The sequence below is a fragment of the Prevotella sp. MGM2 genome, from assembly GCF_002933955.1.
GTDB lineage: Bacteria > Bacteroidota > Bacteroidia > Bacteroidales > Bacteroidaceae > Alloprevotella.
The window spans coordinates 1-24391 of record NZ_BEWW01000293.1 but is presented as its reverse complement, the minus strand read 5'-3'; the positions used below and the strand labels follow the sequence as shown (position 1 = coordinate 24391).

General features: G+C 52.7%; 17 protein-coding genes. 7 read left to right on the top strand and 10 right to left on the bottom strand.

The features are described 5' to 3' along the window. Positions 1-28: 28 nt before the first annotated feature. The 4 genes from purL to C5S62_RS10210 all read left to right on the top strand — a co-directional run bounded on the left by purL (position 29) and on the right by C5S62_RS10210 (position 7775). Positions 29-3727 (top strand): phosphoribosylformylglycinamidine synthase, encoded by a 3699-nt coding sequence (gene purL / locus C5S62_RS10225; RefSeq protein WP_104405283.1) that lies wholly within the window; start codon positions 29-31, stop codon positions 3725-3727. Between the two features lie 310 nt (positions 3728-4037). After that, on the top strand, positions 4038-5375 hold the full coding sequence (locus C5S62_RS10220) for an NADP-specific glutamate dehydrogenase (RefSeq protein WP_104405282.1): 1338 nt from the start codon (positions 4038-4040) through the stop codon (positions 5373-5375). Positions 5376-5889: 514 nt separating this feature from the next. Then, positions 5890-6567, top strand: coding sequence for a M15 family metallopeptidase (locus tag C5S62_RS10215; RefSeq protein ID WP_104405281.1), 678 nt, complete (start codon positions 5890-5892; stop codon positions 6565-6567). A gap of 41 nt (positions 6568-6608) precedes the next feature. Then, positions 6609-7775 carry a class I SAM-dependent methyltransferase gene (locus tag C5S62_RS10210; protein WP_104405280.1) on the top strand — a complete coding sequence of 389 codons (1167 nt, stop codon included), beginning with the start codon at positions 6609-6611 and terminating at the stop codon, positions 7773-7775. A gap of 247 nt (positions 7776-8022) precedes the next feature. Here the strand turns inward: C5S62_RS10210 and C5S62_RS10205 are convergent, their stop codons facing one another. From C5S62_RS10205 to C5S62_RS10160, 10 genes are all read right to left on the bottom strand, one after another. Further along, the gene (locus C5S62_RS10205) at positions 8023-8976 is read right to left on the bottom strand and encodes an alpha/beta hydrolase (RefSeq protein ID WP_104405279.1); all 954 of its coding nucleotides are present in this window, start codon (positions 8974-8976) and stop codon (positions 8023-8025) included. A gap of 127 nt (positions 8977-9103) precedes the next feature. Further along, on the bottom strand, positions 9104-10393 hold the full coding sequence (gene dacB, locus C5S62_RS10200) for a D-alanyl-D-alanine carboxypeptidase/D-alanyl-D-alanine-endopeptidase (protein WP_104405278.1): 1290 nt from the start codon (positions 10391-10393) through the stop codon (positions 9104-9106). Between the two features lie 122 nt (positions 10394-10515). Continuing rightward, the gene (locus tag C5S62_RS10195; protein WP_104405277.1) at positions 10516-11067 is read right to left on the bottom strand and encodes an OmpH family outer membrane protein; all 552 of its coding nucleotides are present in this window, start codon (positions 11065-11067) and stop codon (positions 10516-10518) included. A gap of 112 nt (positions 11068-11179) precedes the next feature. Next, a complete protein-coding gene (locus C5S62_RS10190; protein ID WP_104405297.1) occupies positions 11180-11698 on the bottom strand; it encodes an OmpH family outer membrane protein in 519 nt (172 codons plus the stop codon). A 107-nt stretch (positions 11699-11805) separates the two neighbouring features. Continuing rightward, positions 11806-14433 (bottom strand): outer membrane protein assembly factor, encoded by a 2628-nt coding sequence (locus C5S62_RS10185; protein WP_104405276.1) that lies wholly within the window; start codon positions 14431-14433, stop codon positions 11806-11808. 60 nt (positions 14434-14493) lie between these two features. Next, positions 14494-15273, bottom strand: a complete 780-nt coding sequence (locus C5S62_RS10180; protein WP_223301216.1) for an isoprenyl transferase — start codon at positions 15271-15273, stop codon at positions 14494-14496. A 49-nt stretch (positions 15274-15322) separates the two neighbouring features. Then, a complete protein-coding gene (locus C5S62_RS10175) occupies positions 15323-16033 on the bottom strand; it encodes a DUF6089 family protein (protein WP_104405275.1) in 711 nt (236 codons plus the stop codon). A 43-nt stretch (positions 16034-16076) separates the two neighbouring features. Continuing rightward, on the bottom strand, positions 16077-17459 hold the full coding sequence (locus C5S62_RS10170) for a DUF6242 domain-containing protein (RefSeq protein ID WP_104405274.1): 1383 nt from the start codon (positions 17457-17459) through the stop codon (positions 16077-16079). 425 nt (positions 17460-17884) lie between these two features. Further along, positions 17885-19555 (bottom strand): putative transporter, encoded by a 1671-nt coding sequence (locus C5S62_RS10165; protein WP_104405273.1) that lies wholly within the window; start codon positions 19553-19555, stop codon positions 17885-17887. Between the two features lie 177 nt (positions 19556-19732). Further along, positions 19733-21250, bottom strand: a complete 1518-nt coding sequence (locus C5S62_RS10160; RefSeq protein WP_223301215.1) for an oligosaccharide flippase family protein — start codon at positions 21248-21250, stop codon at positions 19733-19735. Between the two features lie 476 nt (positions 21251-21726). On the opposite strand from C5S62_RS10160, the gene hflX reads away from it, so the two are divergent. The 3 genes from hflX to C5S62_RS10145 form a co-directional block, all read left to right on the top strand. Further along, a complete protein-coding gene (gene hflX / locus C5S62_RS10155; RefSeq protein ID WP_104405295.1) occupies positions 21727-22992 on the top strand; it encodes a GTPase HflX in 1266 nt (421 codons plus the stop codon). Positions 22993-23040: 48 nt separating this feature from the next. Next, a complete protein-coding gene (locus tag C5S62_RS10150; protein ID WP_104405271.1) occupies positions 23041-23757 on the top strand; it encodes a family 2 glycosyl transferase in 717 nt (238 codons plus the stop codon). A gap of 33 nt (positions 23758-23790) precedes the next feature. Further along, positions 23791-24391, top strand: a 601-nt coding sequence (locus C5S62_RS10145; RefSeq protein ID WP_223301214.1) for an NAD(P)-binding protein, incomplete at its 3' end; no start/stop codon positions are given.

Below are 24391 nucleotides of genomic sequence, written 5' to 3'. Positions count from 1 at the left end.
AAAGAAATCATTAAAATTCTGCAAATATATGATATTGTTTTTTAGAACTCCGCAAAAGAGCGTCATAGCCACGGAAGTGGACCGTCAGCTCTCGGCCGATGAAGTGAAGGAACTCTGCTGGCTCTATGGCGACGCCGTTCTTGAAGAAGGTGAAACGCTGAAAGGCTGGTTCGTAGGTCCGCGCCGCGAAATGATAACTCCCTGGAGCACCAATGCCGTAGAGATTACGCAAAACATGAATCTCCACGGCATTGCGCGTATAGAGGAGTATTTTCCCGTAGCTTCGGCCGACGCGGAACATGACCCGATGCTCCAGCGCATGTATGACGGACTGGACCAAAGCATCTTCACCATCGACATCAAGCCTGCCCCCATCCTCTACATAGAAGACCTCGAGACTTATAACGAGCAGGAAGGACTGGCCCTCTCTCCGGCCGAGATAGAATACCTGCACGGAGTGGAGAAACAACTGGACCGCCAACTCACCGACTCGGAAGTGTTCGGTTTCGCACAGGTCAACTCCGAGCATTGCCGTCACAAGATATTCGGCGGCTCGTTCATCATCGACGGACAGGAAATGCCCTCCTCGCTCTTCGCCATGATCAAGAAGACCACGCAGGAGCACCCGCACAAAATCATCTCGGCCTACAAGGACAACGTGGCCTTTGCCGAAGGCCCGGTGGTGGAACAATTCGCACCGCAGGACCACTCCACAAGCGACTTCTTTGTGGTGAAAGACATAGAGAGCGTCATCTCGCTCAAGGCCGAAACACATAACTTCCCCACCACCGTGGAACCTTTCAACGGTGCATCGACGGGAACAGGCGGCGAAATCCGCGACAGAATGGGCGGCGGCGTAGGCTCATGGCCCATAGCCGGCACGGCTGTCTACATGACGGCTTATCCGCGCCTCGACGGCGGCCGCAGCTGGGAAGACATCCTGCCCGTCCGCCAATGGCTTTACCAGACACCCGAGCAAATACTCATCAAAGCCTCAAACGGCGCCTCTGACTTCGGCAACAAGTTCGGCCAGCCGCTGATCACCGGTTCCGTGCTCACGTTCGAACATCAGGAAAACGGCGAGAAATATGGCTATGACAAAGTGATTATGCTGGCCGGCGGCGTGGGCTACGGCACGAAGCGCGACTGCCTGAAAGGCACACCGAAGAAAGGTAACAAAGTAGTGGTTGTGGGCGGCGACAACTACCGCATCGGACTGGGCGGCGGCTCCGTCAGCTCTGTCGATACGGGCCGTTACTCCAGCGGCATCGAACTGAACGCCGTGCAACGCGCCAACCCCGAAATGCAGAAGCGCGCCAACAACCTGGTACGTGCCCTCTGCGAAGAAGACGTCAACCCCGTAGTCAGCATCCACGACCACGGATCGGCCGGACACGTCAACTGCCTCTCCGAACTGGTGGAGGAATGCGGCGGCCTTATCGACATGACGCAGCTTCCCGTGGGCGACCCCACCCTCTCGGCCAAGGAAATCATTGCCAACGAAAGCCAGGAACGCATGGGCCTGCTCATACAGGAGGAACACCTTGAACACGTCCGCCGCATAGCCGAGCGCGAACGCGCACCGATGTACGTTGTGGGCGAAACAACCGGCGACGCCCACTTCGCCTTCCAGCAAGGCGACGGACAGCGTCCCTTCGACCTCGACGTAGCGCAGATGTTCGGCCATTCGCCCAAAACCGTCATGGTGGACGAAACCGTGGAACGCCGCTACAAGGACGCCCCCTACGATGTAACACAACTGGACACCTACATCAACAATGTGCTGCAACTGGAGGCCGTAGCCTGCAAAGACTGGCTGACGAACAAAGTGGACCGCTCCGTAACCGGAAAGGTGGCCCGCCAGCAGACACAGGGTGAACTTCAGCTCCCGCTTTCCGACTGCGGCGTCGTAGCCCTCGACTACCGCGGCCGAAAGGGTATAGCCACCGCCATCGGACACGCCCCACAGGCCGGACTGGCCGACCCCGCGGCAGGTTCGGTACTCTCCGTGGCCGAAAGTCTTACCAACATCGTCTGGGCTCCTCTGGCCGAAGGCCTCGACAGCGTATCGCTCTCGGCCAACTGGATGTGGCCATGCCGTTCGCAAAAGGGAGAGGACACGCGCCTCTACCGCGGAGTGGAAGCCCTGAGCGACTTCTGCTGCGCCCTTCAGATAAATGTCCCCACAGGCAAAGACTCACTTTCCCTCTCACAACAATACCCCGGCGGCGAAAAGATCATTTCGCCGGGAACGGTAATCGTGTCGGCAGGCGGTGAAGTAAGCGACGTACGCAAAGTAGTGTCGCCCGTTGTTGTCAACGAGCCGGAATCAGCGCTTTACCACATCGACTTCTCATTCGATGATCTGCACCTCGGCGGTTCGGCATTCTCACAAAGCCTCGGCTTCATCGGCTCCGATGTCCCCACGGTAAAGAATCCCGAATACTTCCGCAATGCCTTCAACGCCGTGCAGGAGCTGGTGGAAAAGGAACTCGTCATGGCCGGCCACGACATTTCGGCAGGCGGTCTCATCACGTGTCTTCTGGAGATGTGTTTCGCCAACACCGACGGCGGTTTGGAAATATCCCTCGATGACTTCAAGAACGCCGACCTGGTGAAAGCCCTCTTTGCCGAGAATCCCGGCGTGATTGTACAGGTAAGCGACAAAAACAAGAAAGCCTTTGAGGAAACGCTCGAAGCCGCCGGCATTGCAGCCGTTAAGCTAGGACAGCCGACAGACGAACGCCATATTCTGGTAGAAAAGGACGGTGCCACCTATCAGTTCGGCATTGACTATCTTCGCGACATCTGGTACGAAACATCTTATCTCCTCGACACAAAGCAGAGCATGAACGGACAGGCCAAGTTGCGTTATGAAAACTACAAGCAGCAACCGTTGGAATTCAACCTTCGTCCGGAATTTACCGGTACATTCGCCCAATTCGGCATCAATCCCGACCGCCGCACGCCAAGCGGCATCCGTGCCGCCATCATCCGCGAGAAAGGCACCAACGGCGAGCGCGAGATGGCCTATGCCCTCTACCTTGCCGGCTTCGATGTGAAAGACGTCATGATGACCGACCTTATAGCCGGCCGTGAGACGCTCGACGATGTCAACATGATCGTGTTCTGCGGCGGTTTCTCCAACAGCGACGTCCTCGGTTCAGCCAAGGGATGGGCCGGTGCTTTCCTCTACAACCCCAAGGCCAAAGAAGCCCTCGACCGCTTCTATGCCCGCGAGGATACGCTTTCGCTGGGCGTCTGCAACGGTTGCCAGCTCATGATAGAGTTGAACCTCATCAACCCCGAGCATCAGGAGCGCGCCCGCATGCTTCACAACGACTCCCACAAGTTCGAGAGCGCCTTCGTAGGCGTTACGGTGCCCACCAACCGCAGCGTGATGTTCGGTTCGCTTTCGGGCGATCGTCTCGGCATTTGGGTGGCCCACGGAGAGGGTAAGTTCAGCCTGCCTCTCGCCGAGGACAACTACAACGTCGTATTGAAATACAATCATGAAGCCTATCCGGGCAATCCCAACGGTTCGGACTATGCCGTAGCCGGTATTGCCAGCGCCAACGGCCGCCATCTGGCCATGATGCCCCATTTGGAACGTGCGTTCTACCCCTGGCAGAACGCCTTCTACCCTGCCGGCCGCCGCACCGACGAGGTGACACCATGGATAGAAGCCTTTGTCAATGCCCGGAAATGGGTGGAGGCACACCAATAAGGCGGTTTCTTATTTCATTTTGTCCCTGCAATGTCCGGCATTGCAGGGATTTTTTTGGAATAAATGGAATATGATTTCCAACCTTTCACAGAAATGCCTTACCTGTTGGTATGGCGTTTTTTTCACTTGCCGTCACGCTGAGAAGAGACAGGAGAAGCAAAAAAAAACGCATCTATGTGATAAAAAAACGTACAACAAATAACTTTTTGCTTATTTATTTAATATTTATATGTATCTTTGCAACGATTTCGAATAATAAATTCATAAATTGTAATAAACGGAATTGACAACAACTTAATTTATAAAACAAATGAAAGCCATTGAAGTCATTGAAATGTTGAAACGGCGTTTTCCGGGAGAGCCGGAATACATACAAGCCGTAAGTGAAGTGCTTGAAACCATTGAAGAGGAATACAACCGTCATCCCGAATTTGAATCGGCCAACCTGATAGAACGTCTCTGCATACCTGACAGAATCATGTCGTTCCGCGTAACATGGACCGACGACAAAGGCCGCGTGCAGACCAACATGGGTTACCGAGTGCAGCACTCCAACGCCATCGGCCCCTACAAAGGCGGCATCCGTTTCCACAGTTCCGTAAACCTCGGCATCCTCAAGTTCCTGGCTTTCGAACAGACGTTCAAGAACTCACTCACCACCTTGCCGATGGGCGGTGCGAAGGGCGGCTCCGACTTCTCGCCGCGCGGCAAGTCAAACGCCGAAGTGATGCGCTTTTGCCAGGCTTTTATGACAGAGCTGTGGCGACACATCGGACCTGACACTGACGTGCCGGCCGGCGACATCGGTGTAGGCGGCCGCGAAGTAGGCTACATGTATGGTATGTACAAGAAACTGGCACGCGAGAACACCGGCACCCTCACCGGCAAGGGACTGGCTTTCGGAGGATCGCTTATCCGCCCCGAAGCCACCGGTTACGGCAACGTCTACTTCCTGCTGGAAATGCTCAAAACACGCGGCATCGACATTAAAGGCAAGCGCGTATGTATTTCCGGCTCCGGCAACGTGGCGCAATACACCGCAGAGAAACTCATCGAACTGGGTGCCGTGCCCGTTACCATGTCCGACTCCGACGGCTACATCTACGATCCTGACGGCATTACCCGCGAAAAGCTCGACTACATCATGGAACTGAAAAACCTCTATCGCGGCCGCATCTATGAATATGCCGAGCAATATCCCGGCGTAAAATACGTAGCCGGCGCACGTCCGTGGGCCGAGAAGTGCGACATTGCCATGCCGTCGGCCACACAGAACGAACTGGACGGCGACGATGCGATCCTGCTCCTGCAGAACGGCGTCATTGCCGTGTCAGAAGGCGCCAACATGCCCTCTACGCCGGATGCTGTCGAGGCATTCCTCAAGGCCGGCATCCTTTACGCGCCGGGCAAGGCGGCCAACGCCGGCGGCGTATCGGTGTCGGGACTCGAAATGACCCAGAACTCGCAGCATCTCACGTGGTCGGCCGCAGAAGTGGACCAGCGCCTGCACCACATCATGGAGGACATCCACGCCCAGTGTGTGAAATACGGCACACAACCCGACGGAACGGTAAACTACGTGCGCGGCGCCAACGTAGCAGGCTTCATGAAAGTGGCCAGTGCCATCATGGCGCAGGGCATCGTGTGAGAAAAGCACCTTTCCCGAAAAGGCGCCAACAGCCTGACGGGGCATCGTTTTTCCGCTGGAATACGATTTTAACACTATTTGCTTTCCAGCGGAAAACATCGTATCTTTGTAACAGCCAAGCGGGACTCTCCACACGGAAGTCCCGCTTTTTCAGTGTTTTTCAGCCGGAATTAAACAGAAAACCGGCATATTTCTTCCCGAAATTCCCCGTATTGGAATTTAAATTCCAAGTATTCGAGTTGAAATTCCGATACTGACTTTTTCTTCCACATTACTTACAATCTATGTTTTAACACTCCGAAACGTTACGGAAGGTTAAAAATGTTAAAGTGCCGAATATCGAAAACAGCCTTTCTCCGCCTTTTTTCAAGACAAAACGGGAACGGATGACAACTTAACCGAAAGGAATCGGCAAATTACAGCGGTTTGTACTAACTTTGCCGGACGGACGGCTGCGGCAGGATGCGGAAAGAGCCAGCCGGGGCAGTCCAGCTTCATTCACACCCCACTTGCCATGAAACCATATTTACTCCTTTCTGTCCTTTGGTTCTGCCTGCCGTTACCAGTTGAGGCCCAAAAGAAAACAGCGGCCGAACTGGCCATGGAACGCCAGGGACTGGTAGAGGTGAGAAGTGTAGACCCTACCCTTCATGTCAGCCTGATGTATGGCCGGGCCGACAATTTCACAGGACGTGTGCTCTATACCGACCTGCACCACGCCTATCTTCATCCCGAAGCCGCCCGGGCACTGAAACGCGCACAGACCGAACTGCGGCGCCTGAGGCCCGACCTCAGCCTGAAGGTGTATGATGCCGCCCGCCCCATGTCGGTGCAGCAGAAAATGTACGACGTGGTGCGCGGCACCTCCAAAAGCATCTATGTGAGCAATCCGCGCAACGGCGGAGGCCTCCACAACTACGGTCTTGCCGTTGACGTGACTCTTTGCCACGCGGACACAGGCGACACCCTGACGATGGGGACCGTCATTGACCATCTGGGACCATTGGCCCATGTGAAGACGGAAGCGGGCAATGCCGCGCAAGGGCGCCTGAGCGCCGAAGCTCTGGAAAACCGCCGACTGCTGCGCCGCGTAATGGCAGCGGCAGGCTTCAAGGTGCTCAGCACAGAGTGGTGGCACTTCAATTTCAAGTCGCGGGCTACGGCACGGAAATACTACAAGGTCATCAGATGACGGCCCTCCCCTTTCAATCATTTTGCCAACCTTCCTGAAACATGCACGCTTTTATCAGACAACACCGCGAAGACGACCTCAACACACTGGCTCTGACACTGGCCAACCGGAAAATTCCCGAAGCTCCCTACCTGTTGCAACAGATTGAGGGGTGGCAGCGCCTGCGCGCGAAAGTGCCTTCGTGGACCGAGACAGACGGGCTGGAATATCCGCCGCGCCTTTCGCTTGAGCAATGTTCCGGCGAAACGGCAGCACGCTACAAGGCCGAAACGGTAACCCGTCTGCTGCCCGAGGGCGGAACGATGGCAGACCTTACCGGCGGACTGGGCGTGGACTTCTCTTTCATGGCGCGGCATTTCTCGCGGGCGGTCTACGTGGAACGTCAGGAAGAACTGTGCCGGCTGGCACGGCACAACTTTCCGCTTCTGGGGCTGGAAACGGCCGAGGTCGTCTGTGCCGACGGAGAGGACTACCTCCGACAAATGCCGCCGGCCGACCTGATTTTCATCGACCCTGCGCGCCGTGACGCCGCCGGCCGGAAAACCGTGCTCATCGAGGACTGCACGCCCGACGTCGTATCGCTTCTGCCACTCATCATGGCAAAATGCCGCATAGCCGTTGTGAAACTTTCACCCATGCTCGACATACACCGCGCCATAGCGGCGATAGGACACAGCGTGGCCGAGGTGCACATCGTGGCGGCGGGCGGCGAATGCAAGGAACTGCTGCTCGTTTTGCGCAATGACAACGGCGGAAAGCAGGTCTGCGTAGCCGATGGCAGCTGCCGCTTCAACTACGCTCCGGAGGACGAGCAGACCGCACTGGTGACGTGGGCCGGAGAGGTGGAAACTTATCTCTTCGAACCCGGAGCGGCATTGATGAAAGCAGGGGCGTTCCGCCTCATATCGGAACGTTTCGGACTGAAAAAACTTCATCCCAACAGCCATCTCTACACGGCTGCCACACCGGTAAAAGACTTTCCCGGCCGCACATTCGCCGTAGAAGGGATATATGGTTTTTCAAAAAAGGAACTCCGCGCACTTTGCGCCACCGGCGAGCGTGCCAACATTGCCGTGCGCAACTTCCCCTCCACAGTGGCCGAACTCCGCCGACGCCTCAAGGTGAAGGAAGGCGGTACGGCTCATTGGTTTGCCACAACGCTGGCCGACGGGCGGCGGGTGGTGATTACAGCCAAAAGAGAATCATGAGCCGGCACGATGAGACAGGATTATCAGCCGGAACAGTCACACCCCGCCGAAAGGCCGGCGAATAAGTTCTGAACGTAACATACTTGTTCCTATACGGCCAACCGGTCTGTTCTTATTATAGGAACAGACCGGTTGGCGCAAAAACAACTCATAAAATATTTCTCCGGCACAACTGTTTCCGTTTCTGTACGTAGACTACAGGAACAGAAGACGAGTACCCCACAGGGCTAAACATGCCTCTTGCCTGTCACATCAGAGAACGCAAGAACCAGGCTACGTGGGAGGTGTATTCCTGCGGATAATCGTGGTAAGACATAGCATGAGCGGAACCCGGAGCCACCCATAATGCCTTGGGAGCGGGTTTGGCAGCATAAAGTTCGTTCACCATGGACGTCGGCACATAGGTATCGGCCGAGCCGTGTATGAAAAGCATAGGCAGACGGCAGCGGCTCACCTGCTTCAACGCACTGGCCTCATCGAAACTCCATCCATAGCGCAGGCGGCACAAAGCGGAGGCCAAAGGAATGAGCGGGAAGGAGGGCAGATGGAAACGCTCGGAAATCTCCTTGGTAAACTGGGCCTTGACATCCGTATAGCCGCAGTCTTCGACAAAGGCACGCACATACTGAGGCTGACTGTCGCCTGACAGCATCATTGTTGTGGCGGCTCCCATGGAGATACCATGAACCACCACCGTAGCCGTATCGCCGAAAAGCCGGGGTACGGCACTAACCCAACGCGCCACGTCAAGACGGTCGAGCCACCCCATCTGTATGTGGCTGCCATCGCTCTGACCGGCCCGACGCAAATCAGGCAGGAGTATATTGTAACCCAAATCATGACCATACATGCGCCCGATCATCATCATGCGGACGGCATTGTCGGTATAACCATGCACAATAACGGCCGTCCGGCGGGTGGGGCGGGCGGCGCGCACGTAGTAGGCATGCAGACGGATACCGTCGGGAGCCGTGATGAAGGTGTCGCGCAAAGCCTTGCAATGGCGCAGACTGTCGCTCCAGTTTTTCACATCAGGATATGTCCGATACATGTCCTGCCATGATTGTTCCACATTACGGCCGTCGTGGGAAGGAGTAAGAGCGTAGTTCAACAGGAAGAACGCGCTACCGACGGAAAGCAGCAGCAAAACGGTCAACGCCACAAAGACGTATTTAAGAGAATTGAAATATGAGCGTCTCATGTTTTTGTTTTTTACATATAAGTATCTGAAAATGGACGGTTTTCAATAAATACACAGGAGATTGGCCTTTCTCATAGGACCGACATGGAAGTTTTTTTCTTCGGTTCTTTTAAAATATCCGAGACATTCATTCTGTCAGAGCCTGACAGACACGGTCTTGAAAACGGCGTGCCACGGAACCTTTCAGAATGCCTTGATTCATAATGGCGAAACAGAGAAGATGGCCGTTGACGGCCGTACAGTAGCCAGCCAAGGTGATGACCCCTTCCAGCGTACCGGTCTTGGCCCGTACATTACCATGGGCTGAACCGGAGGTCATGCGGCGACGCAACGTACCGTCACGACCGGCCACAGGCAAAGCCTGCAAGAGTTCCCGATAAATGCCGGCATTGGCATGGGCATGGCGTAAAAGAGCCACAAGCAGGCGCGGGGTCAGATAATTATAGAGCGACAGCCCGCTGCCGTCTGCAATCTGATAGGTGCCGGCATCAATGTCCAGACTGCTGAGCAAATCCTCTATATGATGTACGGCACGTTGGCGGCCGGCATAATGGCGGCCGTCGGAAGCTGCAAGCTGATAAAACAGGGTTTCGGCAAAAAGATTGTCGCTTTGTTTCATCATGTGTGGCAGAACCTGCCGGACGGTGTGCATGCGCTCGGTCAACAATTCGGCACGGCGAGGCACGGTACCATAACACTGGCGCCCTTGCAGGACTATACCTGCGTTTTTCAAAGCTTCAGAAAAATACTTTTCCAAGCCCGGCCGGGCGTTGTAAAGCATGGGCGTGAGCGGCGTGTCGTCATCATCCCAACACCATCCCCAACCTTTAGAGGCCGTGTCCTTGAATGTACGGTCAAACACAAGGTCACCGCTAATATGGGTGATGCCTTGCTCTTTCAACGTTCCAACCAGGAGTTTTACATCGCTATTGCCGATGAGCGGGTCGAAACCGCCACGCAAATAGAGATTACCGTTGAGCAAACTGTCGGCCGGCTTGCCGTCGGTTAGCAACTGGGTACGGTACCGGTAGTCGGGCCCCAATTTCGAGAGCGCAGTCACGGCTGTTACAATCTTTTCGCACGAGGCCGGACGCAACTGCTGGTCTTGGCCACAGCCGAAAACTGGGGTATCTGCCGTAAGGTCATACACATAAAGTCCTAATTGGCTGTGCTTAAAGAGTTCTTCACCCGTTAAGGCATTAAGGCGGCTGACTATGACTGCCTTAGCGGAATCCTGCAAGACAGGCACTATGGCAGAAACATTACTGCCTTTGCCAAGGACACTATTGTTTGGCAAACTATCGGGTGCAACAGTATCGGCCGGTTCTGTTGTATAATGCAGGTTATTGGCAGTCGCTGTCTGTACAGTCGTTGCCAATAGGAGAAGGAACAATGGCAAAGAAAGGATGCGGGACATGGGCAAAAGAATTGAGACGGTGAAAGGCCGGCTTGTTCACACTGCAAAAAAAGAACTTAGGAACTGGGAGCGAAAAGCATCGTCCGGCAGTTCCTAAGTTTTTATGTGGTCTTTACAATGACTTATTTCATCGTTGAGGGAGTAGCCGGTGTGGCAGCAGAGGCGGAAAGGCCGAGTTTGGCCAAGACCTTATTCGTAACGTCTTCGTTGAGGGCGGTGTTTACGAATATGCCGGCATTTTGGGAGGAGGCTTTATCTATTATATAGACGTAGTTGCCTTCTTTTGAAACAGCATTGACAGCATCAATAACCTTCTGGATGATGGGTTGCATTTTCTTGGTCTCTTCATCCTGGAAGTTCTTGGTATTGTCTTCGTAGGCTTGCTGAAGACGCTGTTGCATTTCCTGAATTTCCTGAGCACGGCGCGTGCGGATATTCTCCGGTGTCTTATCGTTGATTTCCGCTTCGTACTTCTCCATCTTCGTCTGGATTTCCTTTTGCATGTTCTGCAACTCCGTTCTGTACTGGTTGTTCAACGATTCAAGTTCGGTTTGTGCTTTCTTCGTTTCGGGCATAGCCTGCATAACGGTGGCATAATCGAAAGTAGCGAACTTCTGAGCTGCAAGGCCCAACGGTGCGATGAAAAGCACCATCAATAGAATTTTCTTAATCATGACTTATTGGTTGATTTGTTATTTTCGTATATTTTCACTTGGCGTACAACGGTTTTTCACTATGAAGACGAGACTTCACTTACCGTTGCAAACAGGGGCAAAGGTAAACAAATTAATTGGAATAGCCTAATTTGGCCAATACCTCGTTGCTGATATCAATGGCGGGGGAGGCAAAAATGATTCCGGCAGATTCAGAGGCACGGTCCAGAATGAGCTGAAATCCCTTTGACTGGGCAATGCCCTTCACCGCGTTATATATTTCATCTTGTATGGGCTCGATGAGCGACACACGCTTTTTATAAAGTTCGCCTTCAGGCCCGAAATACTTTTTCTTGAGTTCGGCCGCTTCTTTTTCCTTATCTACAATGGCCTGCTCGCGTTCTTTTTTTTGTGCCTCACTGAGAAAGACAACTTCATTCTGATAGTTCTTATAGAGAGTTTTGGCCTGATTGTCGAGGGCTTCGACTTCGGCCTGCCATTTCTTTGAAACTTGGTTGAGTTGCTCGCTGGCACGTTCGTAAGCAGGTATGTTGCTCATAATATACTCCATGTCTACGAGGGCAAACTTCTGGGCAGAGGCCGTGATGAAACCGGCACAAGCCACGAGGAGGGAGAAAATGATTTTTCGCATAGTTTTTTTGTTTTTAGGATGATTCAGGCCAGACATGCCAATATGCTTTCTTCGCATCAAAGGTAATGCGCCAGCCTGTCCGATTATTTATATTTTTACCTGAAGACTTAGAATTCCTGTCCTATAATGAAGTGGAATTGTGGACCACCGGCTTTAACACCATTGATATATTTCTGGAAACCATAAGCCCAGTCAATACCCATCAGACCGACCATGGGCAACAGAATGCGCACACCGATACCCGCCGAACGCTTCATATTGAAGGGATTAAAACGTTTGACATCCGACCAGGCATTACCGCCTTCAACAAAAGCCAAGGCATACATGCTGGTTGACGTTTCGAGCATCAGAGGGTAACGCAATTCAAGCGTCATACGACTATAGGCATAAGCGTTCTGCCCGTTATTACCGGCCAAAGAACCGTTGTCATAACCGCGTAAACCGATGGTTTCGGTAGCATATCCGGTGCTATAGCCCGACATCCCGTCACCACCTACATAATAAGTTTCGAAAGGCGATTTCTTATAGCGGTTGTAAGCACCGAGTATGCCGAATTCGGCACGCGTCATGAGCACTGGTGTTTTGAGAGGGGCATTGGAGAGAGCTGTGAACGTACGGAATTTAACTTTCCATTTATGATATTCAATCCAACGGTATTTTTCCTGTGCTTCACGCTGATAATTGGAACTGTTGTAATTGGTTGCCAGATTCTTGTAGTTACGGCCGTCCCAAAGCGAATAAGGCGGCGTAAGCGTAACCGAAGCCAAAAAATCCGAACCCGAACTCGGATAGAAAGGATGGTTGACGGATGAACGATTGACAGAGAGCGAAAGGTTTATATTGTTACAATTACCGTCTGTTATCAGGAAGTATTGCCATGATTTCAGGTTGTAACGCGTATAAGACAGTTCCGCCATGAACATGAAATAGTCATCGGGCCATCGCAGACGCTTGCCAAAGCCCACGGACATACCGAAAAGTTTCACATACTTGTCAGGCTCATAATAATTGCTGTAATCATAATAACTGCTGTTCGTTCCGTAACCGTAAAGATTGTTGTATATACTGTTATAGCTGCTGTAATAGTTGGAATTGATATCGCTTTGTTTGGAATAATAGAGCGAGAAAGAGAACTGCGTCGGGCGCTTGCCACCAAACCACGGGTCAAGGAATGAGAGCGAGTAACTCTGGTAATAGGTACCGTTGCTCTGTCCGCTCAAAGAGAGGGTCTGGCCATCACCCTGAGGAATAAAGCCGGCACGTTTGGAACCGCGTCCGAAAAGGTTTTGGATTGAGAAGTTTGTAAACTTCAATCCGACACGTCCCACAATACCAGTCTGTCCCCAACCTGCAGAAAGTTCTACCTGATCGCCGCCTTTCGTAACAAGCGGATAGGTTATATCTACCGTGCCGTTAGCCTGATCCGGTTTAATATTCTTGAATATTTCGGTTTGCAGATACTCCGGATCAAACTGATTCATATTGGCCAAATCCATAACGGAACGTTTGATAGCCTCCATTGAAAAAAGATCGCCCGGTTTGGTGCGCAATTCGCGACGAATGACATTTTCATAAACACGGTCATTACCGGAAATCCGCACATTATTGAAGGTGGCCTGCTGCTCCTCATTGATACGCATTTCCAAGTCAATGGAGTCACCGTCCACATTGATTTCAACAGGATCAAGATTATAGAAAACGTAACCGTTATTATAATAAAGATTACCTACGGCGTCATCATCCACATAGAGACGCTTTTGAAGGAGTTCCTGATTATAGACATCACCCTTCTTCATCTTCAGCAAATTCTCAAGCACAGAGGAAGGATAGACCGTATTACCAACCCACTCCACATTACGTAAGTAATATTTCGGTCCCTGATGCATATCTATATATATATTAACGTGTGCATCGTCCAAAGTTTGCACACTGTCGTTTTTCAGCAATGCGTCACGATAGCCCCATGAGTTCATCTTATCTATAAGGAAACCTTTGTCTTCATCATATTTCTCAGGCAAGAATTTCTTAGAGCGAAAGATGTTCACCAAACTTTTCTCATGTGTTTTCTTCATCGCACGCTTTAATTTCTTCACATATTGCCGGTCTACGCCTGTGATGAAGATTTTGCTGACTTTTATTTTTTCATTTTTTGTAATATTGATATCTACGAGAACCCGGTTGTTTGCAGTCACATCATCACGGCGTATAATCTCAACGCTGGCATTCTTAAATCCTTTTTGTTCAAAATAATTCTTAATAATGAATTTAGCCCTGTCCACCATATTGGGAGTTATATGGCTACCTACCTGCAGTCCCAATTGCTTTTCAATTTCCTCACGTTCTCCTTTTTTAACGCCGGAATAACTGATACTTGAAATACGCGGTTGCGGCGTCAGATAGATATGCAGATATATTTTTCCTCCTACAATGCTGTCGGCCTCGATGCGTACGTTTGAAAACAATTTCTGCTGCATGTACCGGCGTATGACTTCGCTGATATCCTCTCCCGGCACATCGTAACTTTCGCCTACAATCAGTCCGGAAGCACTCAAAAGTGACTCCTCATCAAAGTCATCTGCACCATCTATGGCCAATCCGCCCAATACATATCGTGTGCGGTCTTGCGTATACGTGATGTTAGGTTTCACCTGCACAGGCACATAGTCTTGTGCCTGTGAGTTTGCAACTGTCAGCGCCAGCAGCGTAAGCAGGATAATTCGGCTGAGATATTTCATTGTTTTTCTGTTCGTTTCTTGGGATTTATGTCGTAGAAGAATCGCAGGAACGATTCTATTTTAGGAATATGTTTGTTCGTTGTTATCGTTTGCCACCTGTTCGCTGGTTTTACCGTAGCGCCGTTCGCGGTGCTGGTATTGCGCCAAGGCTTTCATAAATTCAGTTTCACCGAAATCCGGCCAGAAGGTGTTACAGAAATACAGTTCCGAATAGGCACACTGCCACAATAGGTAGTTACTCAAACGCACTTCACCGCCAGTCCGGATAAGCAAGTCGGGATCAGGCATAAAACTGGTAGAAAGTTCGCGACTGACGGTTTCTTCCGTAATGTTTTCCGGCAACAATGTTCCTTGTGCAACTCTCCGCGCGATTTTTTGCGCCGCCTGCGTCAGTTCCCACCGAGCGGAATAACTCAAAGCTATAACCATTGTCATGCCTGTATTTCCGGCCGTACGCTGTTCCAGCCCCACAATAGCCTCACGCACTTCTTCAGGCAACCGCTGTATATCGCCGATAGTGCGCATTCTCACATTATTCTTCATGAACAGTTCCTCTTCCATAGCCGTGAGTATGAGCGACATCAATGCAGCCACTTCCTCTGGCGGACGGTTCCAGTTCTCTGTTGAAAAAGTGTAAAGAGTCAGGTATTCAATGCCTAGTCCGGAGGCCAGCGTTGTTATTTCCCTGACAGTTTCCACGCCTTGCTGATGCCCCATACTACGATTCAGACCGCGTGCTTTTGCCCACCGTCCGTTTCCGTCCATGATGATGGCTACATGCCTGGGAATATGGATAGCAGCCTTGCCGCTGCCAGAGGTTATATGTTGTTCAGACATCATGTCCTTGAAGTTATTTCTACATCTAATAATATAATACGACCGGTCTTGTTCACTCATCGCGGTTACATGTCGGACACCTGGGCGAAATGTCATAAGTCAGCGTCAGCAGCGTCATACCGTAATGGTCTTTATTTCTGAAACCTGACGATTTAATGCCCAACGGAGCTTCCAGTCCTTCGAGTTTATCGCTTAGTGTCAGATGAAACAACCAGTCCAATCCCAAATTAAGACGTGGCGCTATTTTGTATTTCAATCCTGCGCCAATGGGAACATTCATAGTGAAAACTTTTCCTGCATCTGCATAAGTCAGGCCAAGCCCCATTTGAATATATGGTACGAAACGTTTGTAACCCTGATAGCCTTGCGTGTAGCCATAAGGCAGGAAATTCAGTTCATATACGGCACTCAGATCTACGATTCCGCCGTCGGCCTTGAATTTGAGCTGTTCCATACCCGGCCAATCAGGATCAACCGGAAAGAAGTCCTTCATGCCGGATGTAGCACCGCTTAAACGGGCATACGTCAGGGAAGTCTTTACCGCCATGCGCGGATTAAGGAGAAAACGCACGACAGCACCACCTGAGAAATTGGTATTACCGTACCATACCGAATTGACATCCGTCAGCGAGAAACTCACACCCGCCGCAGCCCCGATCTCACGACGATACTCCACTTCTTCCTGCGCCGTTGCCGCCATTGTCAGCCCCAGTGCCGGAAGCAGCGGAAACAAACAAGCGATAAAACGATGAAGCCGGTTCATGTGAAATATATGTCTGACAGTAGATGTGTATGGATTTCTATATCTAATCGAAAACTGTGGGCGCCTGCTGCCATCCCATGCGGTTATAACGCCCGCGCCACAAATTTCCCGTCATACCATCGGCCACCCAGATGAAATTATCTTTGCTCACGGCAAGAGCCATGTGCGTGGGACCACCCTTAGCAGGAAGTGACAGTTCGCTTTTTTTCCAGGTTCTTCCGTTGTCACGGCTTTCATAAAGCGGAGCGACATGATCCTGAGCCGTCAGTCCGGCCATATAGGTAACACCGTCATACACAAACAGCAACGGTTCTTTAAGAACAGGGCAATTATAAGGCGATCCGCTCATTTCGGGAAGATAATACCACTCATAAATTTCTTCTCCCGCCAAGTCGACAGTACGTCGCCATACCACGGCTTTACCATCAGCACGCTTGCCGGTCACCACAAAGTCTTCAAAAGTATTGTCAGTTCTCGATGTTACAGCCACACCGCATACATCAGTGAGAGGCAGATATTCCGGCTCGTCCGCACCATCGGTCTGCCAAGTCTGCCCACCATCGGCAGAACTCACAAAACTGCCGTCTTTCAGACCCACAAGCAGCGTAGTTCCGCAAACGACAAGTGCATCAGGACGCAACAGGCTACCGGTTGCGTGCCATGTCACCCCATCGGCTGACGCCAGCAGTTCCGTGGATGTAAGAGCATAGAAGTTTTTCCCGTCTTTGGATGCCACGACCGACTGCGGATCAATGGCGGCCGCCAGTTCATATTTTTCCCATGCGGCGGTCGGCGAAGCCAGCACGCCGACTACAACATGTCCGTTTTCCTGTCCGTAGGCCAGCATGGCGCCATCGGCCTTACGATGAACGAGACGCATCGGCGCTGCGCCCAACGATTGCAGCGCCGCGTCGGCGGTCTGCGTAGTCCGCCAGACAAAAGAATCGGCCTCTTCGCGATGAACATTCAATTGCAGCGAATAAATCCGTTTTGACTGACTGTCTGAAGAATATACGGTAATAAAGCGTTCCACCGAACAATCGGTAGAGTCCGTCTTAACAAAAAGGGTATCCTGCCCAGTGGCAATAGAACGGATGGCAGCAATACCCGCCACATTAAATATGGAGAATACCGTGCGTTCCACTTCCGTAGCTGTGGGTAGCGAATCGGTATTATAGATGCGGTTGTTCACCTGGTCTATATGTAGCGGATAGAGCGCTCCGGTAACGGCGGCACGGTAGGTTGTGTCGCGGCCGTCAGGAGTTTTAGCCGTAGTTTCCCTGTAAAGTGTACCCAGGGTTGCGGCTGTCACGATGCAGTCGCCCGATGATGCCACATCATAGGTACTATCCGTATTGCAAGCGTTTGTCAATAAAATGATTAACGCAACGGCTGCCGACAGCAGCGATGATTGTTTTCTCTTCATATTATATAAAAAATAGAAGCTGAAGTCAAAAAGATGTCAATAATTATAAGTGTATACGCTCTGCAAAAATACACATTAATTTCCCAAAACGGAAGCATTGCCCCTTATTTTGCAATTTTTAGGGGTAATAAGCTACTTTATAAGCACTTTTTCACTTTAAGACTTTTAACCTGTCATTACATTGCGGAAGGCGTTTTTCCTAATTTTAAGCATTGAAAAAGGAGATGTCGGTATCCGGATCAGGAGGCGAATACTTGGATTTCAAATTGTGAATGGGAACTTTTTTTCTAAAAAACGCCTTTAAAACTGTTCGTCCGCTTTTGGCAGAACAATGCCAGAAGCGGGACTTCTCTACAAAAGTTTCCGCTTCGCTATTACTAATATAAAACAAGTCCCCAATGCAAGCAAATATTATCAAAACACAGTTACTCCATCCACAACATCACGACAACCTGTGCGATGATGACACGCAAGAACATGGCAAGCGGATACACCGTAGCATAAGCCACCGAGGATTTGTCGCCCGGAAGGGTATCGTTCACATAGTCCAACGCAATCGGATTAGCCATTGCTCCGCAAAGCATGCCCGCCGTTGCGGCAAATGATTTCCGATACCAACGCACAGCTACTATACTCATGACAACAACAGGCAGTATGGTAATGACAGCCCCCAGCCCTATCCATCCGAGAGCGGCGGGCTGCATAACGGTGTCAAGGAAATCCTTTCCGGCGTCCAGTCCCAGACAAGCCAGATACATAGACAGTCCCAACGAGCGCAACATAAGGTTGGCGCTTGTCGTGGTATAGGCCACCATGTGGAATCGCGGTCCGAACGCACCGATGAGTATGCCCATAATGATAGGACCGCCGGCCAGGCCGAGGCGCACCGGCGTATTAAGCCCCACGCTTACGGGCACACACCCCAGAAGAAGTCCCAGAACAATACCGATAAAAATGGTAACCATGTTGGGTTCATCCAGCCGTCTGACGGTATTGCCCAGTTCATCCGCCACACGTTTCAGGCTGTCGGCCTCTCCTATCACGGTGAGCCTGTCGCCCATACGGAGCGTCAGTTCCGGCGTGGCCACCAGCTGTATCCCCGACCGTTGCACGCGGCTCACGTTCACGCCGTAACGGTTGCGGAGATGGAGCGATCCGAGATGTCTGCCGTTGATTTCGGAACGGGTGATGAGAATACGTTCCGACACCAGATGTGAATCCAGAGCGTTCCAGTCGATATTCTCCTTATTCCAGTCCTTCTCGTCACGACGGCCAAAAAACACCGTGAGCCGTTTCAGCGCTCCGGCCGTAGTGATGACCAAAATGCGGTCGTTCTCCTCAAGCAGGGTGTCGGCATTGGGTAAAATAACCTTACCGTCGCGCCAAAGCCGCGAGACTACAAATTTCTTACCTTCACCCAAATCGGCCAAATCGTGCAGGCGCTGATGGAAAACAGCGGGGTTGCAAATGATGAAAGAGGCGATGTAGGCCTCGTCGGCCTTGCCGTCGCTCTCGTTGGAGCGGTCGCGCCGCATGAGCCAGCCGCGCATGATGATGAGCGCAATGATAACTCCCACCATTCCGATGGGATAAGTGACGGCACAACCGAGCGCAGCGGTCGAGCTGGCAGCCGTGTCGCCGAACTGCTTGAACGTCTGCTGCGCCGCACCGAGTGCGGGCGTATTGGTGGTAGCCCCGCAGAGTACCCCCATCATATCGGGCAAGGGCACCCATCCCGCCCATACGGCCGTCAAGGCTATGAGCGTACTGAGTCCCACTACGCCCAACCCCAGCAGATTGAGTTTGCCCCCCCCCTGCCGGAAGGCACTTATAAAGCCGGGGCCGACCTGCAGACCCAGTATATAGACAAAAAGGATGAGACCGAAACTTTCGGCGTAGGCCAGCATTTGGGCATCGAGCCGAAGGCCTAGCGCACCGGCCAGGATGCCGATGAAAAACACGTAGGTTACGCCCAGACTGATGCCACGCACACGCAATTTGCCCAAGGCCAGGCCGGCGGCACATATAAGACTGATAACAATGACGGCCTGTACGGCCGAAGTGGAAAGCAGGGTTTGTTCAAACCAACTATTCATGGCAGAACGCTGTTTGGGTTTAAGATGATGATTATTAGATGTTGAGCTCCGGCGTCCATACCGGCGTGCGTTGAGGCGTGCAAAGGTAATAAGAACTGAGCATCCGCGCCCGATTTCGCCGTATTTTTTTGCATACGAAGCCGTTTTGGCTCTTACGGAATGAGAAGTTAATGATTTTCAGTGCTTGCGCCGATGCAGCAGGTTACGCCAGGCATTTCCCGCCGCAGTTTGGCGCCGCAGCAGATGCCAGGCCGGCAGACAGGCCGGCAGACAGGCCGCGATCCCTCCCGCGAGGCGCACGGACAGATCCGTTTGCGCGGCAGCAGCCAAACCGGCGGTCAGACAGAGCAGCAGGCCGGCAGAGCGGCGGAGAGTAGCGACGCGCAGCCGGAAACCGTAACGACGGGCATAGACGGCCCACAGCATGGCGAGGTTGATCGCTCCTGAAAGCGCCAGTCCCGCGCCGGCGCCGGCCAAGCCGCCCCATCGCGCACCGGCGATTACAGACAAGGCGAAAAGCACATTATAGATCAACTCCATCACCACGAATACCGTGCCGTGGCCCGCCGCCAGCGGCAGATAGGCTATGGGGGTATACAGGGCTTTGAAAAACATGAACCCGACGGCACAGAGGGCCATGGGGACTACGGCCATGAACTCTGCCGTGTAGAGCAGACGCACCAGCAAAGGCAGGGCCAGGGCGAAGAGTATGAGAAAGGGGGCGGCGAAGGCCACCAGCACATCCGTCTGCCGGTTGACCGTGAGATTCATGCGGCGGCGTTCGTGCACAAGCCCGGAAAGACGCGGAAAGTAGTCAGCGTCCATCGACATGAAAAGAATGCGCACGTAACTCACGGTGAGCGTCAGACCTGCAGCGTAGAGCCCCACCGTTTTCAGCCCGCCGCCAGAGTTCATCAGTCCGCTCCTGACAGCCATCTCGGCCCCCGAAGCCATGACGCCGGCCACGACATAAGCCAGCCCTAACCGCAGCAACGGCACTCCCCGGCTCACGAACCGGCGATGCAACGGAGCTATGCGGTAAGGGCATTCGCGGGTGGCGGCGCGCAGGTAAATCAGGAAGGTGGCGGCGGCTACAGCCGTGATGACGGGAATAACGCCGCGCAACCCCAGCCACCAGTAGAGCGGCACGGCAACGAGCAGCGTACAAACAGCGCCTCCCGCCGACGCCTGTGCCAGCCGCCGCAGGCGTCCGCAGCCTTTGAGCACGGCCATCTCTCCGCCGGTGAGCACCGAGAGGGCCACAGCAGGAGCCAGCAGGGCAAAAGCTGCCGTAGCGCCATAGTCGCCCGTGGCGAAGCGGCTCATGAGCGGCGAGACGGCCACTGTGAGCAACGCTCCCAGCGCGGCGGCATAGGCTACCCACGTGCGCAACAGGCAGACACCGTGGCGCACGGCGCGCCAGCGTCCCTCTCCGCAAAGTCCGGCCAGCGTGCGCGCTCCACTCATATACAGACCGAGGTTGGAGGCGTTCGACAGCAGTTCGACCGCACGCGAATAAAGATCGGCCAGCCCCATGCCGACGGCTCCCACCAGCAGCGCCGTGAGTTTGTTGCGCAAAACGGCCATGACGATATAGAGCGCCTGCACGCCGCCGAGCAGTCCGGTGTATTTGAGTATATGGTTATACGAAGCCGTTTTCATGAAAAAAACTGACAGGATGAATGTTTCCGGCAAAAGTACACATTTATTTGGACATTGCCGGCTGTAACCGCCCGATCGGCCGTTTTAACATTTCTTGCTTTCCGCCGGAAAATATCGTATCTTTGTAACAGCGGAGCGGGGCTTTCCAATGGGAAGTCCCGCTTTTTCTGTGTTTTTCAGGCCTTTTTCATGAGAAAAACACCATATTTTTTCAAAAACTCCCCGTATCGGAGTTGAAATTCCAAGTATTCGTGTTAAAAATCCAATAAGGACTTTCAATATTGCTACGCTTACAACCTATATTTTAACATGCCAAAGTGTTGCGAAAAGTTAAATATGTTAAATCGGAACACAGTTCCAACTCCGCCGACCGCCGGCCGCAACGACGCGGAGCCTCGCCCAACAATCGTCAAAAAGAGCGTCATGTCCTGAAAAAATCAAAAAAACAAACCGGTTTGCTTCATTTCCTCAAGCATTTGCACTATCTTTGCATATATCATAAGACAAACATGAAAGAATTCATACAATCGGAAGCCAAAGCGGAAACCGCCATACTGGTGGCCCTCATCACCAAAAACCAGGACGAGCGCAAAACGGCGGAATATCTGGACGAACTGGAATTTCTGGCCGAAACGGCGGGCGCCGTTGCCGTGAAACGCTTCACGCAGCGGCTGGACGGCCCGAGCTCGGTGACCTATCTGGGTAAAGGAAAACTTGAGGAAATACGCCGCTACATCGAAGCCGAAGAAGAGGCCGAGCGTGAAGTGGGCATGGTCATCTTCGACGATGAGCTCTCCGCCAAGCAGTTGCGCAACATCGAGCGCGAACTGAAAGTGAAAATCCTCGACCGCACCAGCCTCATTCTCGACATATTCGCCATGCGCGCGCAAACGGCCAACGCCAAGACACAGGTGGAACTGGCGCAATACCGCTACATGCTGCCGCGCCTGCAACGCCTGTGGACGCACCTCGAACGCCAAGGCGGCGGATCGGGCGGCGGAGGCGGCAAAGGATCGGTGGGGCTGCGCGGACCGGGCGAAACACAGCTTGAAATGGACCGCCGCATTATTCTGGGCCGGATGGCACTGCTCAAGCAACGGCTGGCCGACATTGACCGCCAGAAAACGACACAACGCAAAAACCGCGGCCGCCTGATACGTGTGGCGCTCGTGGGATACACTAACGTGGGCAAGTCCACACTTATCAACCTTCTGGCCAAAAGCGAAGTGTTTGCCGAAAACAAACTCTTTGCCACACTCGACACCACCGTGCGGAAAGTCATCATCGATAACCTGCCGTTCCTGCTGGCCGACACGGTAGGCTTTATCCGAAAGCTGCCCACCGACCTGGTGGACTCCTTCAAGAGCACGCTCGACGAAGTGCGCGAGGCGGACCTGCTGATACACGTCGTGGATGTGTCGCACCCTGACTTTACGGAACAGATTGAGGTGGTGAACAAAACCTTGCTTGACTTGGGCTGTTCGGACAAGCCGCAGCTGCTCGTCTTCAACAAAACGGACGCCTACACCTGGACGGAGAAAGAACCTGACGACCTCACGCCCGCCACGAAAGAGAACATCTCGCTCGAACAGCTCAAAAACACATGGATGGGGCGCATGGGGGAAGACTGCATCTTTATTTCCGCCCGCGAGCGCCTCAACATCGACGCGCTGAAAACGCTCATATACCAGCGTGTGCGCCAACTGCACGTGCAGAAGTATCCTTACAACGACTTCCTCTTTCAGAACTATGATGAAAACGGCGACGCGCTATGAGGCGCACAAGCCATATTGTTCCTCACAAACTCCCCTACTCCTCCCATTATGAAACAACTGCATATCATTACGCCTGTGAAAGATGCCATCGACACGGCTCAGGACACCATACGTGCCGTCGTGTCGTCTGACATCAGCGTACCCCACACCTATACGGTATATGACGATTTCAGCACACCTGAAAACGCACTCCTTCTCAGTCAGGCCGCCTATCTGATGAACTTCAACCTCGTACACCTGGACGAACTGACGGATCATCCCTCGCCCAACTACCTGCTGGTACTTCAGGAAGCACAGCGTAAAGCGTTGGAAGCCGACGCCGGCCTGTGCATCGTGGAAAGCGACGTGACGGTAAGCTCCGACACCCTTCAGCGCCTCTACGACGAAGCCCTCGCACGCCCCGACTGCGGCATAGCGGCGGCCGTAACCGTAGACGAAGCGGGAAAGATCAACTATCCCTACCTCTACGCCAAAGGACGCGAGAACCAGGTCATAGACAACCGCAAGCACCAGAGTTTCTGCTGCTCGCTGCTTACGCCGGAACTCCTGCGGCGATGCGACTTCACACAACTCAACCCCGGCAAAGACTGGTTTGACGTCACCATATCCCACGAATCTCTTTCATGCGGACTGAAAAACTATCTTTTCACCAATCTGCCAGTCATTCACCGTCCGCACCAAAGCCGGCCCTGGAAACAGTTGAAGTATAAAAACCCTCTCAAATACTACTGGCAGAAATTTACCCGCGGAAAAGACAAAATCTGAACCGCCGCCCGCCAATGACAACACGGAAGGCCCATGCCTTTTATCCACTCCTCCGAACACATGGTTAAGGAATATGACTATCTCATAGTAGGAGCCGGCCTCTTCGGTGCGGTTTTTGCCCACGAAGCCCGACAGGCCGGCAGGCGCTGCCTCGTTGTGGACCGGCGGAACACAGCGGGAGGCAACCTCTACTGCCGTAACGTTGAAGGAATAGCCGTACATGAATACGGCGCACATATATTCCACACCGACAACGAACAGGTGTGGCAATACGTCAACCGCCAGGTTTCTTTCAACCGTTTCACCAACTCGCCCCTGGCCGCTTACGGCGGACGCCTCTACAACCTGCCTTTCAACATGAACACGTTCTACCAGTTGTGGGGAACAAAAACACCGGAAGAGGCACGCGCCAAAATTGAAGCACAACGAAGGGAGTTTGACAACATCACACAGCCGGAAAACCTTGAGGAACAAGCCTTGAAACTATGCGGCCGCGACATCTACGAACGCCTCATCAAAGGCTACACCGAAAAACAATGGGGACGACCGGCCAAAGAACTGCCAGCCTTCATCATACGCCGCGTACCACTGCGATTCACGTTTGACAACAACTATTTCAACGACCGGTATCAGG

Bases quoted from the DNA above. Each gene is read 5' to 3' on its own strand.
- purL (WP_104405283.1), top strand. From the start codon at position 29: ATGATATTGTTTTTTAGAACTCCGCAAAAGAGCGTCATAGCCACGGAA.
- C5S62_RS10220 (WP_104405282.1), top strand. From the start codon at position 4,038: ATGAAAGCCATTGAAGTCATTGAAATGTTGAAACGGCGTTTTCCGGGA.
- C5S62_RS10215 (WP_104405281.1), top strand. From the start codon at position 5,890: ATGAAACCATATTTACTCCTTTCTGTCCTTTGGTTCTGCCTGCCGTTA.
- C5S62_RS10210 (WP_104405280.1), top strand. From the start codon at position 6,609: ATGCACGCTTTTATCAGACAACACCGCGAAGACGACCTCAACACACTG.
- C5S62_RS10205 (WP_104405279.1), bottom strand. From the start codon at position 8,976: ATGAGACGCTCATATTTCAATTCTCTTAAATACGTCTTTGTGGCGTTG.
- dacB (WP_104405278.1), bottom strand. From the start codon at position 10,393: ATGTCCCGCATCCTTTCTTTGCCATTGTTCCTTCTCCTATTGGCAACG.
- C5S62_RS10195 (WP_104405277.1), bottom strand. From the start codon at position 11,067: ATGATTAAGAAAATTCTATTGATGGTGCTTTTCATCGCACCGTTGGGC.
- C5S62_RS10190 (WP_104405297.1), bottom strand. From the start codon at position 11,698: ATGCGAAAAATCATTTTCTCCCTCCTCGTGGCTTGTGCCGGTTTCATC.
- C5S62_RS10185 (WP_104405276.1), bottom strand. From the start codon at position 14,433: ATGAAATATCTCAGCCGAATTATCCTGCTTACGCTGCTGGCGCTGACA.
- C5S62_RS10180 (WP_223301216.1), bottom strand. From the start codon at position 15,273: ATGATGTCTGAACAACATATAACCTCTGGCAGCGGCAAGGCTGCTATC.
- C5S62_RS10175 (WP_104405275.1), bottom strand. From the start codon at position 16,033: ATGAACCGGCTTCATCGTTTTATCGCTTGTTTGTTTCCGCTGCTTCCG.
- C5S62_RS10170 (WP_104405274.1), bottom strand. From the start codon at position 17,459: ATGAAGAGAAAACAATCATCGCTGCTGTCGGCAGCCGTTGCGTTAATC.
- C5S62_RS10165 (WP_104405273.1), bottom strand. From the start codon at position 19,555: ATGAATAGTTGGTTTGAACAAACCCTGCTTTCCACTTCGGCCGTACAG.
- hflX (WP_104405295.1), top strand. From the start codon at position 21,727: ATGAAAGAATTCATACAATCGGAAGCCAAAGCGGAAACCGCCATACTG.
- C5S62_RS10150 (WP_104405271.1), top strand. From the start codon at position 23,041: ATGAAACAACTGCATATCATTACGCCTGTGAAAGATGCCATCGACACG.